Source organism: Streptomyces sp. NPDC127098 (assembly GCF_042722465.1).
GTDB classification, from domain to species: domain Bacteria; phylum Actinomycetota; class Actinomycetes; order Streptomycetales; family Streptomycetaceae; genus Streptomyces; species Streptomyces millisiae.
In genome coordinates this window covers 25,102-41,871 of sequence record NZ_JBHXFJ010000023.1, presented here as the reverse complement: position 1 = coordinate 41,871, position 16,770 = coordinate 25,102, and the positions used below count along the sequence as shown (strand labels likewise).

The following is a 16,770-nucleotide window of genomic DNA, read 5'->3' as shown; positions in this document are numbered from 1 at the left end:
GGTGGCTCTCCGAAACGTGCGGTGGTGGGGATCTCAGTCGGCGCGGCCCGGGGCGGGCGGCGCGGTGCTTCCCCTGGCGGTCAGTCGGGGGGTGAGCAGGACGGGCCCCGGGTCGGGTCCCTGCTCGGTCATCAACAGGTCCATCGCGGTGGCGGTCATCTCACCGGCGGGCACCGCGACGGAGGTGAGCGGCGGGGTGCCGGCGGTCGCCACGGCGTCCGAGCCGAGCACCACGACGGACAGGTCCTCGGGGATGGCCCGGCCGTAGCCGCGCAGCAGCGGCGCCAGGTGCGGGGTGGCGGCCTCGTTCTGCACGATGAGCGCGGTGGCGCCCGGTCGTTCCTGGAGCACCCGGGTGAGGGTGCCGGCGGTGGCGTCCCAGTCGCCCTCGGTGGGGCGGTGGGTGAGCCTGACGTTCCTGGCCGCGGCCTGTTCCAGCGCGCCGGCGACCGTGCGCTCGGCGAATCCGGCCCGCCGCCGGTAGGCGGCGGGCGGGGCGCCGAGCAGGACGACCTCGCGGTGCCCGAGGTCGGCGAGGTGGTCGACGCACAGCCGGCCCGCGGCCCGGAAGTCGAGGTCGACGCAGGCGAGGCCCGCCGGGTCGCGCGGCAGGCCGAGCAGCACGGTCGGCACCGGCAGCCGGCGGACGGTGTCCAGGCGCGGGTCCATGACCTCGATGTCCATCAGGATCAGCCCGTCGAGCAGCGCGGCGTCGAGCAGCCCGTGCTCCTCCTCCTCGGTCAGCAGCAGCACGTTGCGGCCGTGCCGGCGGGCGGCGACGCTCGCCGAGAGCATGAACTCGGCCAGCAGCGGCCGGTGCGTGCCGTCGTCGACGCGCAGCGCGAGGCCGACGATCCCCGCCCTCGTCCCGCGCGGCGGCCGGTAGCCGAGGCTGATGACGCTGTCCAGCACCCGCTGCCTGGTGGGCGGCGAGATGGGGCGCTTGCCGCTGAGCACGTAGGACACGGTGCTGACCGCGACACCGGCGTGCCGAGCGACCTCGGTGATGCTGACCATGCCCTGCCCCTCCTCACGGGCGCGCGGAGGGAGCGTCGTCGAAAACCTTCGACGATCGATCGGGGAGCTCGTCCTCCGTACGCGGCGTCGGCGACATTAGGGCGGGTTAAACGGGCTGTCCATAGCTTCGATCCGGTTTCGACGTATTTCGACGATCCGGCGGGTTCCCGGTCGCCGGCCGGTCTCGGGGCGTGTGGTGCCGGTGGCTAGGATTCCGTCGTCCTGACGGTCCGTTCTGTCAGGGATCGGATACGACGAGGGGGTACCGGCGCATGACGGGCAGGGCGGGGCGCAACCGGCGGTCGGCGGTCGGCGACGATCCGGTGATCGCCGTCTACCAGGAGATACGGGCGCGTGGTTCCGCCGACTTCGGCGAGGTCACCGCGGAGCTCGGCCTGACGGCGGAGGAGAGCGGGCGGCACCGGGCCGAGCTGCTGCGGCTCGGGCTGCTCGTGCCCGCCGGCGCCCGGCACGCGCCGCGCGAGGAGTTGGACGGTGGCCGGCCGCTCCCTGGCGACCGGGACCGGGTGACGGCCGTGCTGCCGGAGATCGCGCTGCTGCGGGTCCTGGACCGGGAGCGGGGCACGCTGCGGGAGCACCTGGACCGGGCCGACCGGTTCCACGAGGTGGTCTCCGCCCTGACCAACCGCTTCCTGGCCACCGGCGGCGACCTGGCGGACCCGGAGACGGAGGTCGAGTTCGTCGCGGACTACCGCCGCATCCAGCAGTTCCTCAACGACATGGCCGACTTCGCCCGGCAGGACATCAGGGCCCTCTCCCCGGCGGCCCCGGGCCGGGAACTGCCGGAGCGCGTCCTGGACCGGGACCGGCGCGTCATCGGGCGGGGCGTCACGGTGCGGTCCATCTACAGCAGGCACGCCTGGGCCCAGCCGGACTCGGCCGACCTGATCGCCCGGCGCCGCGAGGCGGGGGTGGAGATCCGGCTGTCGACCGTGGTGCCGATGAACCTGGTGCTCGTCGACGACCACCTGGCCCTGGTGCCGGCCGACCCCGACGACCGGGACGCGGGCGCGGTTCTGGTGCGCGGGCCGGCGCTGGTCCGTTCCTACCGGGCCTTCTACGAGCACTGCTGGTACGCGGCGGCACCCTGCCCCGAGGGCGACGCGGCGCAGCGCGGCGCCGAGGCGTTGACGGAGCAACAGCACGCGGTGCTGCGGATGTTGGGGGCCGGCATGAAGGACGAGCGGATCGCCCGCGCGCTCGGGGTGTCGCTGCGCACCGTGAGCCGGCTGGTCGCGGAGCTGATGCAGGAGCTGAACACGGCAAGCCGGTTCGAGGCGGGGGTGCGGGCCGCCCGGCGCGGCTGGCTGGACTGACACCTCCGCGCCGGCGTCCGCGCGGCCGTCCGCACCGGTGCCTCAGCCGCACTCAGCTGCCGAAGACCGGCGCCGGCGGGGGCGGCAGCCGGGTCCCCGGCGGGGGCGGCGTCAGGGCGTGCTCGTCCACCCGGCGGACCGCCGGCAGGCGGAGCGCGGCGGCCAGCCTGGCGGCTCCCTCCGGCATCACCGGCCAGGCCCACGCCGCCAGCGCGGCGGCCACCGCGAGCTGCGCCACCAGGGCCCCCTGGTGGCGGCGGGCGCCCTCGGGGCGGTCGCGATGGTGGTGGGCGTTGGTGTGCCCGAAGTCGGCGGCCTGGTGGACGACCTCGTCGAGCAGGGCCAGCACGCGGCGCGGGTCGAACTCCTCGGGCCCGTACGCCTCCCGCAGGTCGGCGGCCGTGCGCAGCAGCCGGCCCCGCAGCCGCTCCCAGCCGGCGCCCCCGGGTTCCACCGCCGGGACGACGCCGCCGCAGTCCGTCCGCACGGCGCCGAGCAGCCGCTCGAGCCACGCCTCCCACGGCTCGCGCAGGACCTGCCAGGACCGTTCGAGGTCGGCCGCGCGGAACGCCGTGGGCCGGGTGCCCGGCCGGTCCCGCAGCACGTGGCGGCGGAGCGTGTCGGAGCCCCACTCGGTGACCAGGTCGAGCACCCAGGCCCCGTGCCGGCTGCCGTGCGAGAGCGGCCGGCCGTCGAGCTCGTACGGGTCGTTGAGGCGCAGGGTGGTCGGCAGCTTGAGGCCGCGGGCGATCTGCAGGGCGGGCAGCACGACCGCCTGCTCGAAGGCGTGCGAGAACCCGGCGAAGGCGATGGCGTGTTCCGGCGGTGGCCGGTCGTCGGGGCCCCAGGCGTGGAGCTGGGCGGCGGCGTTCTCGAAGGCGGCGTCGATCCGCTGGTCCGGGTAGCCCTCGACGGGGACCGGCAGGCCCCAGCGGGATGGCCTGGTGACGGCGGGGGAGGGCAGCGTGTCCTCGGCCAGGTCCTCGCAGAGCGCGGCCAACCGGGGTGACAGGTCGGAGCTCGACCAGTAGTCGGTGAGCTGGTCCCTGAGCGGTTCGAGCAGCAGGTGGAGGCGTCGGAGGCGGCGCGTGGTCGGCGGCGCGGCGCAGACCGCGCAGCGCGGCTCGACGAGTTCGCCGCCGGGCCGGGAGCAGGCCCGGCAGACGTCGCCGCCGCGCGTGGCGCCGCAGCGCGGGCAGCCACCGGTGACCAGGGTGCCGTACAGCCAGGTCTCGCAGGCCGGACAGTAGGGCAGCGGCCGGGTCCTGGCGGCGATCAGACCCTCGGCGTGCAGCCGGCGAAACGTCTCGCCGAGCCAGGCGTGGAATCCGACGTCGGCGGCCGGGTGCGTGACCAGGTCGAAGGCGACGCGGGCGTGGGCGAGGTCGGCGACGATCGCCTCGTGGTAGCCCTCGGCGATGTCGCCGGGGTCGCGGTTCGCGCGCCTGGCCCGCAGCTCGACCGCGTCGGTGTGCTGGGCGGTCGCGGTGGTGAGGCGCACGGTCCTGCCCTCGGCGCGCAGGAAACGGCTGAGCACGTCGGCGGCCACGTAGGGCCCGGCGAGGTGGCCGACGTGCAGCTCGCCGTGGGCGCCGGGCGGGGAGGCGGTGATCCAGAGCGGCCCGCTCACTTGGAGCTCCTTTCTGGGGCGGACACGGCCGGGACGTGCCCCGGCCGACACGGTCAAGACTCCCAGCGGAGGGGGCGTCGTCGCACGTCAGAGCGGTGTCGGAAGCACGCAACTGCGTGTGCGCGCCAGCGGGGTGAGGGACCGCCAGCGTTTGCGCATATACCCCTGGGGGGTATAGTCTCCCCGTGTTTCCAATATACCCCCCGGGAGTATGAGAGGTGAGTGGGATGTCCGTGCCGAACGCACCGGATCCGCGCCGCTGGGCGGCCCTGGCGTTCATCGCCCTGGCGCAGTTCATGGTCATCATGGACACGTCGATCATCGGCGTGGCCCTTCCCGAGATGCGCACCGATCTCGGCTTCACCCAGGGCGACCTGTCCTGGGTCTTCAACGCGTACGTCATCGCCTTCGGCGGCCTGTTGCTGCTGGGCGGCCGGCTGTCGGACCTGTTCGGCGCCAGACGGGTGTTCAGCCTTGGCTGGGCCGTCCTGGCCGTCGGCTCGCTGGTCGCGGGACTGGCCGGCGAGGTGTGGGTGGAACTGGCGGGACGCGCCGTCCAGGGCGCCGGCTCGGCGCTGATCGCGCCCTCCGCGCTGACCCTGCTGATGACGCTGTTCGGCGGCAACCCGCGTGAGCTGCCCAAGGCGTTCGCGCTGTACGGCGCCGCCGCCCCGGCCGGTGGCACCGCCGGTGTCTTCCTCGGCGGCGTCATCACCGAGTACGCCAGCTGGCCCTGGGTGTTCCACATCAACATCCCGGTCGCCCTGCTGACCCTGGCGGTCACCCCCCGCCTGATGCCCGCCGCCCCGCCGGCGCGCGGCCGCGTCGACATCCTGGGCGCGCTGACCGTGACCGCCGGGCTCGGCACCGTCGTCTACACCGTGGTCCGCGCCCCGGAGGCCGGCTGGGGAGCGGCGTCCACCTGGCTCCTGCTGGCCGCCGGCACCGTGCTCACCGGCCTCTTCGTCGCGCTCCAGGCCCGGCTGCGCGAGCCCCTGATGCGGTTGACCATCCTGCGCACCCCCAACCTGGCCGCCGCCAACCTGGCCCAACTGCTGCTGGCCGGCGCCTGGATCCCGATGTGGTACTTCCTCAACCTCTACCTCCAGCAGGTCCTCGGCCTCGGCGCGTTCGCCTCGGGCTCCGCGCTGCTGCCGATGACCGGCGCGATCATGCTCATGATGATCGTGGTGGCCCCGCGGCTCCAGGAGCGCTTCGGCGCCCGGACGATGATCGGCACCGGCATGCTGGCGCTGGCGGCCGGCATGCTGTGGCTCTCCTTCGTCCGCCCGGACGGCGGCTACGCGGTGGACGTGCTGCCGGCGTCGCTGGTCGCCGCCGTCGGCATGTCGCTGGCCTTCGTGCCCTCCCTCGGCACCGCGATCTCCGCGGCCCGTCCCGAGGAGGGCGGCCTGGCCTCCGGCATCGTCAACACCAGCTACCAGATCGGCTCCGCGCTCGGCCTCGCCGCGATGACCGCGGTGGCCGCCGCCCGGGGCGCCGAGGAACTGGACGACGTCACCGCCCTGACCGACGGCTTCTCGGCCGCCTTCCTCGGCGCCGCCGCCATCGCCGCCGCCGGCGCGCTACTGGCCCTGGGGACCCTGCGGACCGGGGGCGGCGCGGCGGAGGCGGTCGGCGAAGGGCGGGAGCCCGCCGTCGCCGGAACCCGCTGACGGCCGCCACGGCGGGTCGCCCACCGCCGACCGCGGTGGGCGACCTCAGCCGACGTGGATGCGGGGGCGGCGGGAGAGCTGCCGCTCCGCGCGGCGCAGCACCTCGCGGGTGACGGGGGCGACCTCGCCGTCGCCGAAGACCAGGAACCGCAGCAGGTGGCCGAGCGGATGACCCTCGGTCCAGTTGAAGTAGGCGTGCGGCACGGCGCCGGCGCGGTCGCGCAGGTGCAGCAGCACGGCCGCGATGGTGTTGGGCACCACAGGACCGTCCACCCGCAGGATCTGGTAGCCGTGGCGCTCCTCGCCCCGCACGGTGACGTCGGCCGTGAAGTCGGACGAGTCGGGCACCGTGACCTCCAGGAACAGCACCGGGCCGCCGTTCGGGATGTGGGTCTCCTCCCGCTGGCTGTACTCCTTCTCGCGGTACTCGGCGGCGTCCCGCTCGTCCGGCTCGTTGGCGATGATCCGCAGACAGCCGTGGGCGGCGGCCTGGTCGATCATCCTGGCGGCCGCGTCGTCGAGGCTGATCTCACCGGTGCGCAGCTCGAAGGCGCGGTGGATCCGGGAGAAGAACGAGGTGAGCAGGATGCCGAGGATGAACAGCGAGGCGATGCGGATGCCGTCGGGCCGTTCGATGACGTTGACGACCAGCGTGTAGGCGAAGACGGCGGCGATCGCGCCGAAGCCGAGGGACGCCCGGCGGTGGCCCCTGCGCCGCGCCGAGATGGTGGCGGCGGCGGAGGCCGAGACCATCAGCACCAGCACGCCGGTGGCGTAGGCGCCGCCCTGCGCGTCGACGTCGGCGCGGAAGAGGATGGTGATGGTGAACGCGATCACCGTGAACAGCAGCACCAGCGGCCGCACCGCCCGGGTCCACTCCGGGGCCATGCCGTAGCGGGGCAGGTAGCGCGGCACCAGGTTCAGCAGCCCGGCCAGCGCCGAGGCGCCGGCGAACCACAGGATGGCGATGGTGGAGACGTCGTAGAGGGTGCCGAACGCCTCGCCGAGGTAGTCGTGGGCCAGGAACGCCAGCGCCCGTCCGTTGGCCTCGCCGCCCGACTCGAACTCCTCGGCCGGTATCAGCAGCGTGGTGGCGAGGCTGGACACCAGCAGGAAGCCGCTCATGATCAGCGCGGCCGTGGTGAGCAGCTTCCTGGTGTCGCGGATCCGGCCCGCCGGCCGGGCCTCGGTGTCCGTGGCGTCGCCGCGCACCTGCGGCATCACGGCGACGCCGGTCTCGAAGCCGGACATGCCGAGCGCCAGGCGCGGGAAGACCAGCAGCGCCACGCCGACCATCAGCCAGGGCGACGAGTGCTCCGCGGTGGCGGCGTCCCACCAGTCGGTGACCACCACGGGCTCGGTCAGCACGTGCCAGGCGGCGGTCGTCAGCACGATCGTGTTGAGCGACAGGTAGACCGCGACCAGGACCACGGCGACGCCGATCGCCTCCCGGAAGCCCTTGAGGAAGACGGCGCCGAGCCCGGCGATCAGCAGCAGCGTGATCCACACGTTCCCGTCGTGCATGAAGGACGGCGCCAGCGGGTTCTCCACCACGTGCGCCGAGGCGTCGGCGGCCGAGAGCGTGATGGTGATCATGAAGTCGGTGGCGGCGAACCCGAGCAGCACGAGCACGAACACCTTGCCTGACCACCACGGCAGCAGCCGCTCCAGCATGGCGATGGAGCCCTCGCCGTGCGGGCTCTCGCGGGCCACCCGCCGGTAGACCGGCAGCGCGCCGAGCAGCGTGAGGCCGATCAGCACCACGGTGGCGAGCGGCGAGAGCAGGCCGGCGGCGAGCGCGGCGATGCCCGGCTGGTAGCCGAGGGTGGAGAAGTAGTCGACGCCGGTCAGGCACATCACGCGCCACCAGCGGTGGCCGCGGTGTTCGGCGGAGACCGTGGCATGCGGTCCTGGGTGGCGCGCGGTCCGTTCGCTCAGCCCGTCGAGCAGCCACGCCCTCAGCCGGCCTGGGCCGCGGGGCGACGGGACGTCGTCCACCTCGGGCGACTGCACGGTGGCACTCGCCATCGTCGTACACCTCTTCGTCTCGTGCCTGCGGTCCCTCGTCCGGGGCAGGGCAACGAAGAGCGAGTATCGGCGATTCGGGTGACGCGTGGCGGGCGGTCTTCACGCGTTCATAACGCCCCCGGGGCTTCCCCTCCGGCCGGTCACCGGGGTGCCCGCGGAGCGCCCGTGGCCGCTGAGCCGGGGGAAGGCGCCGGCGCGCGGTCGTTGGGGCCTACCTGGCGCGCGCCGCGCGGCCCGCCGATACGCGAAAACCCATACGGGTCCTTAACGGGAGGAGCCGTTCTTCTCGGGTTCGAGCAGGAGGTCGACGACGGCGACGTCCACCACCCGCACGTCGAGCCCGAGCCGGTCGCGCGCCGCCTCGGTCACCCGCTCCCTGAGCCGCCCGGCGAGCTCCGGCACCGTCCAGTCCAGGCCGGCCGCCACCTCGAGACGGACCCGCAGGCCCCCGTCGGCCGGGTCGGCGAGTGGGGTGATCCGGCAGCCGCCGGCGCGCACCCCGGGCAGCGCGTCGGCCACCGCGCGGAAGGCCCGCGCCGCGGCCAGTTCGCCGGGGTCGCCGGGCCGCGGCTCGCGGCGCACCAGTGCCATCACGGCGGCGGCCACGGCCTCCTCACCCGCCTCGTCGCCGGCGGGGCGCCGGGCACGGGCGCAGCGGCTCGCGACGATGCCCCGGATCCACTCCGGGAACGGGTCCCGCCCCCGGAACTCGGGCAGCCGCCGCCACGCCTCGACGAACGCGTCCCGGACGGCCCCCTCGGCCCCCGCGCGGTCCCCCAGCAGCCGGCGGGCCAGCGGCAGCAGCACCGGCAGGTGCCGCCGCAGCAGCGCCTCGAACGCCTCCTCGTCCCCCTCGCCGGCCCGGACGGCCAGCAGCGCGTCGGGCGTCGTCACCCGCTCGGCCTCCCGCACCTCGGCTCCCTCCACCCTGCCGTCCCGGCCGAGCAGCCTACGGCGAACCCGCCGGGGCCCGCCACGCGTCGCGTGGCGGGCCCCTGAGCGCCGGTCGTCAGCGGGACGCGGCCGTGATGGCGTCCCTGGTGCGGTCCACCAGGGAGGCGAAGGGCCCCACGGCGAACTGCCTCATCGGCTTGCCGGCGGCCGACGGGTGCGGCCTTGTGGGCGCGACCTTCTCGGCCGCCCGCAGCATCCGGCCCATCCGCTGCAACTGCTCCTCGCTGCGGCCGGCCCTGATGGTGGGGAACTCCTCGTTCTCCTCCTTCTCGGCGTGCGCCACCACCGCCCGTTCGAAGTCGGCGAACTCCCGTTCGAAGTCGGCGCTGGTGACGTCCATCCGCTCCAGCGACATCAGGACCTCGTTGGCCTCGTGCTCCTCCTCGTTGCGCGCCTCGACCTCGGCCTTGCCCGCCGTGTCCTTGGCGACCGGGCGGATGACCATCTCCTCCGCGGTCTCGTGGACCGCCAACAGCGCCCGCAACTCGTCGAACGCCTGCTGCTTGACCTCCCCCTGGGCGCCCTTGACCTCGGCGAACAGGTCACGGATGCGGCCGTGCTGCTCCAGCAGGATCCGCACCACGTCACCCTCCGGCAACTCGGCCGCCTTCCTCCGGTCGGCGTCGCCCTCATGCGCCATGGAGCTCACTTCCCTTCTTGCCGCGCCTTCTTCGCGTATGGCCGGTAACCCCACGAACACCAGTCAAACCCGGCATCGCCGGCGACGCGAGTCGACGGCGGCCCGCGCCGTCCCGGCACGGCCACGCAGCGCGTTGGGGTGGTCGAGGGCGCGCGCCGGGCGGTCGGCCGCCGGGAGGAGTCGGGACTGAAGTGGCGGCTTGGCCGTTTCCTCCTGGAGTAACGCGTCGCGGTGGTTGCTGCCGTGCGGTCCGAGCGTGACGCTTTCCGTAATCGGTCCACTACGGAGATCGGTCAATCGTGAGTAGGGTCAGCCGTGTTCGAGGAGGGGGTAGCGATGGCCTCACGCAAGCCGGAACCGCGGAGACTCGCGCCGGCGCGCCTGCAGTACATGGAGGAGCTGGCCCGGCTCCGCGAGGAATCCGGCATGTCCCTCGGGCAGTTGTCGGAGGTCTCGAAGTACGACCGGTCCTATCTCCACAAGTTGGAGCGAGGCGAACGCCTCGGGGACCTGGAGACGGCCAGGTGGCTCGACGAGGTGTACGGCTCGAAGCGGAGCCTCCAGAACCTCTGGAGGCTCGCGAAGGACGACGCCTACCTCGGCCGCTATCAGCGCTTCATGGCGCTGGAGCCCATGGCCAAGGTCATGCAGATCTACGTGCCGCAGACCATCCCGGGGCTGCTCCAGACCGAGGAGTACGCCGGGGAGCTGCTGTGGTCCACGCCGCATCACCCGGACGAGGAAGACGGGCTGGAGGAACAGCTCGCGCTCCGCATGGCCCGGCAGCAGATACTTCGCGGCGGCGAGTCCGTGCCGGCGCATCTGCGGGTCATCCTCGACGAGGCCGTGCTCCGGCGGCCGTTGAAGGGCCGTGAGGCGTGGAAGCGGCAGCTTCAGCGGCTGCTCGACGAGGCGGAGCTGCCGCATGTCACCGTGCAGGTGCTGCCGTTCGCGGCCGGGGTGAACGATCTGCTCGGCGGGGCGGTGACCGTCCTGTGGCTGCCGGACGGCGAGGAGGCGGCCTATCTGGAGGGCAGCAAGTCCGGCGAGGTGATCGAGGAGCCGGAGGAGGTGGAACGGCTCAAGCTGTCCTACGATCGGCTACGAGACCTCGCGCTATCTCCGCAGGACTCCGTGGAGTTCATCCGATCCCTCCTGAAGGACGGCTAGAGAATCATGCGAGCCCGTCGGCCCGAGCTGAGCACCGCCCGCTGGCGCAAGAGCAGTTACAGCAACGGGGGGCAGAACAACTGCGTCGAGGTGGCGGACGGCTTCGCTGCCGTGGTCCCCGTCCGTGACAGCAAGACCCCCGAGGCTCCGGCCCTGGTCTTCCCCGCCGGCGCGTGGGCGGCGTTCGTGCGGAGTGCGAGGGGCTGACCCCGGCGACCGCGCGTTGAGGTCGACGGGACCGCCGATGCATCCGCGCAGCTTCGGACTGCTGGAGCGGGCCCGCCGAGCGCTGCCGACGAGTGTCAAGGTGGAGCTCAGCGGCGACGTGATCGTCATGCAGGCTTCCCCACCTGCCCTGCATCAACGCAATCGTGCGATCATTCAGCGCCAGTTCGATGCCCACTGCCCTGAGGGGTACTTCGGCTCGGGCAACAGCGATATCGCCACCGAGCGAGTCGGCAAGGTGCGGAACCCCCGACCTCACCTATCTGCCGGACGCGGCGGTCGATCTACCGCAGCATGACGTTCCGGCCGAATTGGCCTTGAGCGCCGTGGAATTGGTTTCGCCGAGCAACCCGGAGAACGACTGAGTGGGGAAGCCATGCGACTATCCGGTCATGGGTGTCCCGCTGTATCTGATCGTGGACCCGAGGGCGAAGACCGTGACGCTGTTCTCAGAACCGAGAACGGCCGCTACCGGTGCCGGGAAGACGTCAACTTCGGTTGGCCCCGATGACGTGCGCGATCGCGGACGCCGCGTCGGCCGCTCGGTGCGTGGGGCCGTAGGAGCCGTACGGCCATGGGGCGTCGGGTCGCGAGACCCAGACGCTGCGCAGGCCCAGCGCGTGGGCGCCCGCGATGTCGGCGTGGGGTGAGTCGCCGACGAGCCAGGCATCGGTGAGGGGGAGGCCGGCGAGGGTGGCCGCGGCCTGGAGGATCTCAGGGGCCGGTTTCTTGTGGCCGATGGCCTCGGAGACCACCCAGCCGTGGACGAGCCGGTCGAGGCCCGTGTTGCGGATCTTCGCCTCCTGTTGGGCCGTGCGGCCGTTGGTGACGATGACGCAGGTCCAGCCGGCGGCCCGGGCTTCGTGGAGGGCGCTCGCGGTGGACTGGGCGAGGGTGACGTGGTCGGCGTCGCCGGTGTCGAGGAGGGCGTGGACGGCGCCGGCGGGTGCGTGGTCCCGGTAGCGGCCGCTCATCGCCGAGGCGACGTCGGCGCGTGGGGCGTAGCCGCTGGCGTCGGTGGCCAGCAGCCAGGCGAGTTCGTCGGACGGGAGGCCGTGCTGGGTCAGGAACTCGGCGGCGGCGGAGCGGAAGGCCGCGTCCCGGTCGATCAGCGTGTTGTCGAGGTCCAGCATGAGGAAGGGCAAGGGGGCAGCCTACTGTTCGCACCCCGGATCGCGGTCCGGGGCCGGGGAGTTGGAGGGCAGCGGCGCGCACCCTGGGTTCCCGTGGCGGTACCGCGAGTGAGGCGACGTAGCGCGTCCTGGCCGTGTTTGGGGGCGTGGATTGCCCTAAACGGCGTAAATGTATCGAGGTGGCATGCATGGTCTCCGCCGGCGCGCGGCACTCGTTGGGTTGTCGGTAGGCGACGACCGGGAGGCGAAACCATGGCTACTGGTGGCGATGTGATGCGAGTTGCCGCGTGGGACGAGTTCACGAGGAGCCTGCCGTGTGCGGCGCGCAGTGCCGCCGAGGCGCGGGCGCTGGTCAGGGCGGCTTTCGGGGCCTGGGGGTTGGAGGGGGTGGTCGACGACGGGGTGTTGCTGGTCTCGGAGTTGGTGGGGAACGCGGCGGAGCACACCAGGTCGCGGCAGATCAGGGTCACCGTCAGTCGGCCGCACGTCGACGTGGTGCGGATCTCGGTGGTGGACCGGTCGGGGGCGATGCCGGTGCCGCGGCGGGCCCGGGAGGGGGACCAGGGTGGGCGGGGGCTCGCCGTGGTGGACGCCTTGACCGCACGGTGGGGAGTGGACTCCCTGGCGTGGGGGAAGCGGGTCTGGGCGGAACTGCGGAGCGACCGGAGTCTGGTGTAGCGGACCCGCGGCAGGGGCGTCGACGGCTGCCGCTCTTTCCGCCCGCCTCGTCTTCACCGCACGGCTGTTCGCCCGGCAGAATGGGGGTGCCAAGCATCAGCCCACCGAGGTGACGGAGCCTGCCGCGTGATCCTCGTCCTGTCGCTGCTCGCGGCCGTGGCCGCGACCGCCGCCGTCCCCGGTGTCCGGATGCTGACCCGGGCCGCCTGGCCGGAGCGGGAGCCCAACACGGCGCTCTGGGTGTGGCAGTGTCTGGTGGCCACCGTGCTGCTGTGCTGCCTCGCCGCGCTGCTGCTCAGCGCGGCGGCCGTGTTCGACACCGTCCGCGTCCACCTCTTCGCGCCGGCCCCCGAGCCGGTCGCCGCGGCCTACGACCTGACCGCGGCGCCGCCCTGGACGGCCGTCGTCGTGCTGCTGCTGACCGGGGGCGCCGCCTGGACGGTGGCGATGCTCGCCCGTGAGCTGTACGAGGGGCGGCGGCGCCGTCTCGCGCGCCGCGCCCAACTCCGTCGGCGCGCCCCCGAGCTGCCGGCCGGCCTCGGGGCGGAGCGCGCCGAGCGTGGGCCGCTGCTGGTGCTCGAGGACGAGTACCCCGACGCCTGGCTGCTGGCCGGCACCCCACCCCAACTCGTGGTCACGACCGGGGCGTTGCGTCGCCTCACCGGACGGCAGCTGGACTCGGTCCTGGCCCACGAGCTCGGCCACGCGCGGGCCCGCCACGACTGGCTGCTGCACCTGTCGGCGGCGCTGTCCTTCGGCTTCCCCGCCGTGCCGCTGTTCGCCCACTTCCACGAGCAGACGCACCGCCTGGTGGAGCTCGCCGCGGACGACACCGCCTCCCGCCGCTGCGGCCACCGGGACGCGGCCCTGGCCCTGATCGAGCTCAACGCGCACCGCGGCGTGCTGTCCTGCGCCAGCCCGGGGCGGCTGCTCGCTCACCGGGTGCGGCGGCTGCTCGACCCGCCGCCCCGCCTGGAGGCGGTGCCGCGCTCCGCCACCACCGTGCTCGCCTCCCTCGCCCCGCTGGTGCCGCTGCTCATCACCTTCGGCCCCGGGCTCGCCGCCCTCCGCTGACGGCCGTGTAGTCCTACCGGGCGTCGGCCGCATGGTGGAACTCGATCCGCGCGGCCTGGGAATTCTCCTGAAAAGGGGTCAGCTTTCGCGACGAGCGGATTCTCTTCTTTGATATGGGCCGATTGTGGTGGCAATGTCCTGTGTCGTCACTCAAGGCGCGTTATGTCGCCCTCCGGCGCGGTGCTCCCGGGCTCTGATCCCAGGGACTCAGGCGGCGCCGGCCCAGGCATTGCAGCGAAAGGCCCTGTCGCATATGAGCGCACCACGGTTCGGAATCAGACGGCGCGCCTTCCTCGCGCGCGCCGCGATGGGTATGGGGGTGGGCGTCGCCGCCCTCACCGGGCGCGCTCCAGGAGCCTGGGCCAGCCCCCGGGACGTCACGGAACGGACCGCTCCGCGGACGGTCGCCGCCGAGGAGGCCACGGAGAACCCGCTGCGGATCCCGCCGCTCGCCCCCGCCGTCCAGGACGGCGACACCCGGGTCTTCGACCTCGTCGCCGCGCCCGGCAGGCTGGCCATCATGCCCGGCGGCGAGGCCGAGACGTGGGGGTACAACGGCCCGATCCTCGGCCCCACCCTGCGCATCAGGAGCGGCGAGAAGATCCAGATCCACGTCCACAACGAGCTCGGCGAGCCGACCACCGTGCACTGGCACGGCATGCGGCTGCCGGCGGACAGCGACGGCGGCCCGCACCAGATGATCGAGGCCGGCGCCACCTGGTCCCCGACCTGGTGGGTCGACCAGCCGGGCTCGACGCTCTGGTACCACCCGCACCCGCACGGCAGCACCGAGGTGCACGTCTACCGCGGCCTCGGCGGCCTGCTCTACATCGACGACGACGAGACGACCAGCGACCTCCTCCCCAACCGCTACGGCGAGGACGACGTCCCCCTCATCGTGCAGGACAAGACCTTCGACGAGCAGGGCCAGATCGTCGAGACCGGCCGCCGCGGCGTCGGCATGCTCGGCACCACCCTGCTGGTCAACGGCCAGTACCGGCCCACCTTCCGGGTCACCTCGGAGCTGACCCGGTTCCGGATCCTCAACGCCTCCACCGCCCGCAGCTACAACTTCGGCTTCTCCGACGGCCGTTCGTTCCACCTGATCGCCAGCGACGGCGGCCTGCTCGACGCGCCCCTGCCGCTGAACCGCGTCCAGCTCACCCCGGCGGAACGCGCCGAGATCGTGGTCCGCATGGCGCCGGGCGAGCGCGTCACCCTCCACTCCTACCCGCAGGACCTCGGCGCCCTCGACGTCCCCACCGGCGCCGACCACGAGTTCGACGTGCTGCCGCTGATCGCCGCCGACGAGCTGCGGCCCTCGCCGGAACTGCCCGAGCGGCTGACCGAGGTCCAGCGGATCGCCCCCGAACACGCCGTGACCAGCCGCGAGTTCCTGCTGCACCGCGACCGCATCAACGGCGAGCCCATGGACATGACCCGGATCGACGAGGTCGTCACCGTCGACACCATCGAGATCTGGGACGTCAAGAACGTCAGCCGCCTCCCGCACAACTTCCACGTACACGGCATGCAGTTCGAGGTGCTCAGCTACAACGGGCAGCCGCCGCCACCCGAGCTCACCGGCTGGAAGGACACCGTGTTCGCCCCGCCGGGCGTCCCGATGCAGCTCATCATGCGGTTCGACAAGTACACCGACCCGAACCTGCCGTACATGTACCACTGCCACCTGCTGTGGCACGAGGACTCCGGCGTCATGGGCCAGTTCGTGGTCGTCGAGCCGGGCGAGGAGGCGGGCACCGTCACCACCGGGCTCGACTGGCCGGAGTCGGGCCGGCCGACGCTCCAGTCGCCGCACCCGCAACACGGCGGGCATGGTTGACCGGACCGCGGGCCTGGGTAGCCAGTGCCTCGGAGGAGGATGCCCGTGGTTGAAAGACCGATCGTGTCCGCGTCGAACGTCTCCCGGCCGGACGTGTCCGAGACCGCCGACGTCATCGTGGTGGGCGCGGGACCGGCCGGCTCCGCCGCCGCCTACCACCTCGCCCGGCACGGCCGGGACGTGCTGCTGCTGGAGAAGTCGGAGTTCCCGCGCGAGAAGGTCTGCGGCGACGGCCTGACGCCGCGCGCCGTCCACCACCTCATCCGGATGGGTGTCGACACCGAAGGCCCCGGCTGGCACCGGACGCGCGGCGTGCGGTACTGCTCCCACGGGGCGCGGGTGGAGATCGACTTCCAGGAGAACGCCCGCTACCCCGGCTACGGCCTCAGCCGTTCCCGGCACGACTTCGACGAGATCCTCGCCCGCCGGGCGGCCGAGGCCGGCGCCCGGCTGCGCACCGCCACGCAGGTCACCGAGCCCGTACTCGACCGGGCGGGGCGGGTCAGGGGAGTGCTGGCGAAGGCCGGCGACGGGGTGGCGCGCTTCGAGGCGCCGCTGGTGATCGCCGCCGACGGCGGTTCGGCCCGGCTGGCGCTGGCGCTCGGCGTGGAGCGGCTGCCGCGCCGGCCCATGGCCACCGCGATCCGGCGCTACCACCGGTCGGCGGGCGGCCACGACGACCCGTACTTCACCATCTGGGGCGACATCGACAGCCGCCCCGGTGGCCCGCCGCTCCCCGGCTACGGCTGGATCTTCCCCATGGGGGACGGCCGGGTCAACGTGGGGCTCGGGATCGTCCACGGCGCGCCGGCGGGCCGGACCGACACCCGGCGAGCGCTCGACCAGTGGCTGCCGCGCACCCCGCCCGAGTGGGGTCTCGCCGACCCCGCCTCGGTCGACGGGCCGGTGCGCGGCGCCGCCCTGCCCATGGGCTTCAACCGGCTGCCGCACTACACCCGGGGGCTGCTCCTCGCCGGCGACTCGGGCGGCATGGTCAACCCCTGGAACGGCGAGGGCATCGCCTACGCCATGGAGGCCGGCGAGTTGGCCGCCGAGGTGGCGGCGACGGCGCTGACCCGCCAGGACGGCGCGTCGCGGGAGCGCGCGCTGCACCGCTACCCCCGCGAGATCCACCGCCGCCTCGGCCGCTACTACCGGCTCGGCAACCTGTGGGCGGCGGTCCTGACCAAGCCGTCCTTCACCTCACTGCTCAGCCGCCGGATCGTCACCTCGCCCACCGCCATGCGCCACCTGACCCGGCTGATCGCCAACACCACGGACGACGGCCGCGAACTGCCGGACCGCCTCATCAACGCCCTGGTCCGCGCCGTCCCGGCCCCGGCCCCGACGGCCCGTCGGCGGTGA

At 73.4% G+C, this 16,770-nt stretch carries 15 protein-coding genes; 9 read left to right on the top strand and 6 right to left on the bottom strand.

Annotated elements, in window-relative coordinates; translation table 11 throughout:
* Nucleotides 1-33 precede the first annotated feature (33 nt).
* Complete coding sequence (locus tag ACFWI8_RS16950; RefSeq protein ID WP_387091557.1) at nt 34-1,017, bottom strand: LacI family DNA-binding transcriptional regulator; 984 nt, start codon at nt 1,015-1,017, stop codon at nt 34-36.
* A gap of 272 nt (nt 1,018-1,289) precedes the next feature.
* On the opposite strand from ACFWI8_RS16950, the gene ACFWI8_RS16945 reads away from it, so the two are divergent.
* A complete protein-coding gene (locus ACFWI8_RS16945; protein WP_387091554.1) occupies nt 1,290-2,354 on the top strand; it encodes a LuxR C-terminal-related transcriptional regulator in 1,065 nt (354 codons plus the stop codon).
* 52 nt (nt 2,355-2,406) lie between these two features.
* Here the strand turns inward: ACFWI8_RS16945 and ACFWI8_RS16940 are convergent, their stop codons facing one another.
* The gene (locus ACFWI8_RS16940; protein WP_387091552.1) at nt 2,407-3,984 is read right to left on the bottom strand and encodes a class I tRNA ligase family protein; all 1,578 of its coding nucleotides are present in this window, start codon (nt 3,982-3,984) and stop codon (nt 2,407-2,409) included.
* A 227-nt stretch (nt 3,985-4,211) separates the two neighbouring features.
* On the opposite strand from ACFWI8_RS16940, the gene ACFWI8_RS16935 reads away from it, so the two are divergent.
* Nucleotides 4,212-5,660 carry an MFS transporter gene (locus tag ACFWI8_RS16935; RefSeq protein ID WP_387091549.1) on the top strand — a complete coding sequence of 483 codons (1,449 nt, stop codon included), beginning with the start codon at nt 4,212-4,214 and terminating at the stop codon, nt 5,658-5,660.
* 45 nt (nt 5,661-5,705) lie between these two features.
* On the opposite strand, the gene ACFWI8_RS16930 is transcribed toward ACFWI8_RS16935, so the two are convergent.
* The 3 genes from ACFWI8_RS16930 to ACFWI8_RS16920 form a co-directional block, all read right to left on the bottom strand.
* Entirely contained in the window at nt 5,706-7,688 is a 1,983-nt protein-coding gene (locus tag ACFWI8_RS16930) for an amino acid transporter (RefSeq protein ID WP_387091546.1), read from the bottom strand.
* 264 nt (nt 7,689-7,952) lie between these two features.
* Nucleotides 7,953-8,615, bottom strand: a complete 663-nt coding sequence (locus ACFWI8_RS16925; RefSeq protein ID WP_387091543.1) for an RNA polymerase sigma factor — start codon at nt 8,613-8,615, stop codon at nt 7,953-7,955.
* 82 nt (nt 8,616-8,697) lie between these two features.
* On the bottom strand, nt 8,698-9,282 hold the full coding sequence (locus ACFWI8_RS16920) for a hemerythrin domain-containing protein (protein WP_387091540.1): 585 nt from the start codon (nt 9,280-9,282) through the stop codon (nt 8,698-8,700).
* Nucleotides 9,283-9,618: 336 nt separating this feature from the next.
* On the opposite strand from ACFWI8_RS16920, the gene ACFWI8_RS16915 reads away from it, so the two are divergent.
* Genes ACFWI8_RS16915 through ACFWI8_RS16905 form a run of 3 tightly spaced genes read left to right on the top strand, consistent with a single transcriptional unit; the run spans nt 9,619 to nt 10,975 of the window.
* Nucleotides 9,619-10,452, top strand: coding sequence for a helix-turn-helix transcriptional regulator (locus tag ACFWI8_RS16915; RefSeq protein ID WP_387091537.1), 834 nt, complete (start codon nt 9,619-9,621; stop codon nt 10,450-10,452).
* 6 nt (nt 10,453-10,458) lie between these two features.
* Entirely contained in the window at nt 10,459-10,659 is a 201-nt protein-coding gene (locus tag ACFWI8_RS16910) for a DUF397 domain-containing protein (protein ID WP_387091534.1), read from the top strand.
* A gap of 37 nt (nt 10,660-10,696) precedes the next feature.
* The gene (locus ACFWI8_RS16905; RefSeq protein ID WP_387091531.1) at nt 10,697-10,975 is read left to right on the top strand and encodes a hypothetical protein; all 279 of its coding nucleotides are present in this window, start codon (nt 10,697-10,699) and stop codon (nt 10,973-10,975) included.
* Nucleotides 10,976-11,165: 190 nt separating this feature from the next.
* Here ACFWI8_RS16905 and ACFWI8_RS16900 read toward each other — a convergent pair whose 3' ends face one another.
* Nucleotides 11,166-11,822 (bottom strand): HAD family hydrolase, encoded by a 657-nt coding sequence (locus tag ACFWI8_RS16900; protein WP_387091529.1) that lies wholly within the window; start codon nt 11,820-11,822, stop codon nt 11,166-11,168.
* 261 nt (nt 11,823-12,083) lie between these two features.
* Here ACFWI8_RS16900 and ACFWI8_RS16895 point away from each other — a divergent pair, with 261 nt between their 5' ends.
* The 4 genes from ACFWI8_RS16895 (at nt 12,084) to ACFWI8_RS16880 (ending at nt 16,770) form a co-directional block, all read left to right on the top strand.
* The gene (locus tag ACFWI8_RS16895) at nt 12,084-12,488 is read left to right on the top strand and encodes an ATP-binding protein (RefSeq protein WP_387091526.1); all 405 of its coding nucleotides are present in this window, start codon (nt 12,084-12,086) and stop codon (nt 12,486-12,488) included.
* 126 nt (nt 12,489-12,614) lie between these two features.
* A complete protein-coding gene (locus ACFWI8_RS16890) occupies nt 12,615-13,562 on the top strand; it encodes a M56 family metallopeptidase (RefSeq protein WP_387091523.1) in 948 nt (315 codons plus the stop codon).
* Between the two features lie 253 nt (nt 13,563-13,815).
* Nucleotides 13,816-15,405, top strand: coding sequence for a multicopper oxidase family protein (locus ACFWI8_RS16885; protein ID WP_387091520.1), 1,590 nt, complete (start codon nt 13,816-13,818; stop codon nt 15,403-15,405).
* Between the two features lie 45 nt (nt 15,406-15,450).
* On the top strand, nt 15,451-16,770 hold the full coding sequence (locus ACFWI8_RS16880) for a geranylgeranyl reductase family protein (RefSeq protein ID WP_387091516.1): 1,320 nt from the start codon (nt 15,451-15,453) through the stop codon (nt 16,768-16,770).

Coding starts and splice junctions, on each gene's coding strand:
- ACFWI8_RS16935 (WP_387091549.1), top strand. CDS start 4,212: ATGTCCGTGCCGAACGCACCGGATCCGCGCCGCTGGGCGGCCCTGGCG.
- ACFWI8_RS16895 (WP_387091526.1), top strand. CDS start 12,084: ATGCGAGTTGCCGCGTGGGACGAGTTCACGAGGAGCCTGCCGTGTGCG.
- ACFWI8_RS16915 (WP_387091537.1), top strand. CDS start 9,619: ATGGCCTCACGCAAGCCGGAACCGCGGAGACTCGCGCCGGCGCGCCTG.
- ACFWI8_RS16945 (WP_387091554.1), top strand. CDS start 1,290: ATGACGGGCAGGGCGGGGCGCAACCGGCGGTCGGCGGTCGGCGACGAT.
- ACFWI8_RS16885 (WP_387091520.1), top strand. CDS start 13,816: ATGAGCGCACCACGGTTCGGAATCAGACGGCGCGCCTTCCTCGCGCGC.
- ACFWI8_RS16930 (WP_387091546.1), bottom strand. CDS start 7,688: ATGGCGAGTGCCACCGTGCAGTCGCCCGAGGTGGACGACGTCCCGTCG.
- ACFWI8_RS16950 (WP_387091557.1), bottom strand. CDS start 1,017: ATGGTCAGCATCACCGAGGTCGCTCGGCACGCCGGTGTCGCGGTCAGC.
- ACFWI8_RS16920 (WP_387091540.1), bottom strand. CDS start 9,282: ATGGCGCATGAGGGCGACGCCGACCGGAGGAAGGCGGCCGAGTTGCCG.
- ACFWI8_RS16905 (WP_387091531.1), top strand. CDS start 10,697: ATGCATCCGCGCAGCTTCGGACTGCTGGAGCGGGCCCGCCGAGCGCTG.
- ACFWI8_RS16910 (WP_387091534.1), top strand. CDS start 10,459: ATGCGAGCCCGTCGGCCCGAGCTGAGCACCGCCCGCTGGCGCAAGAGC.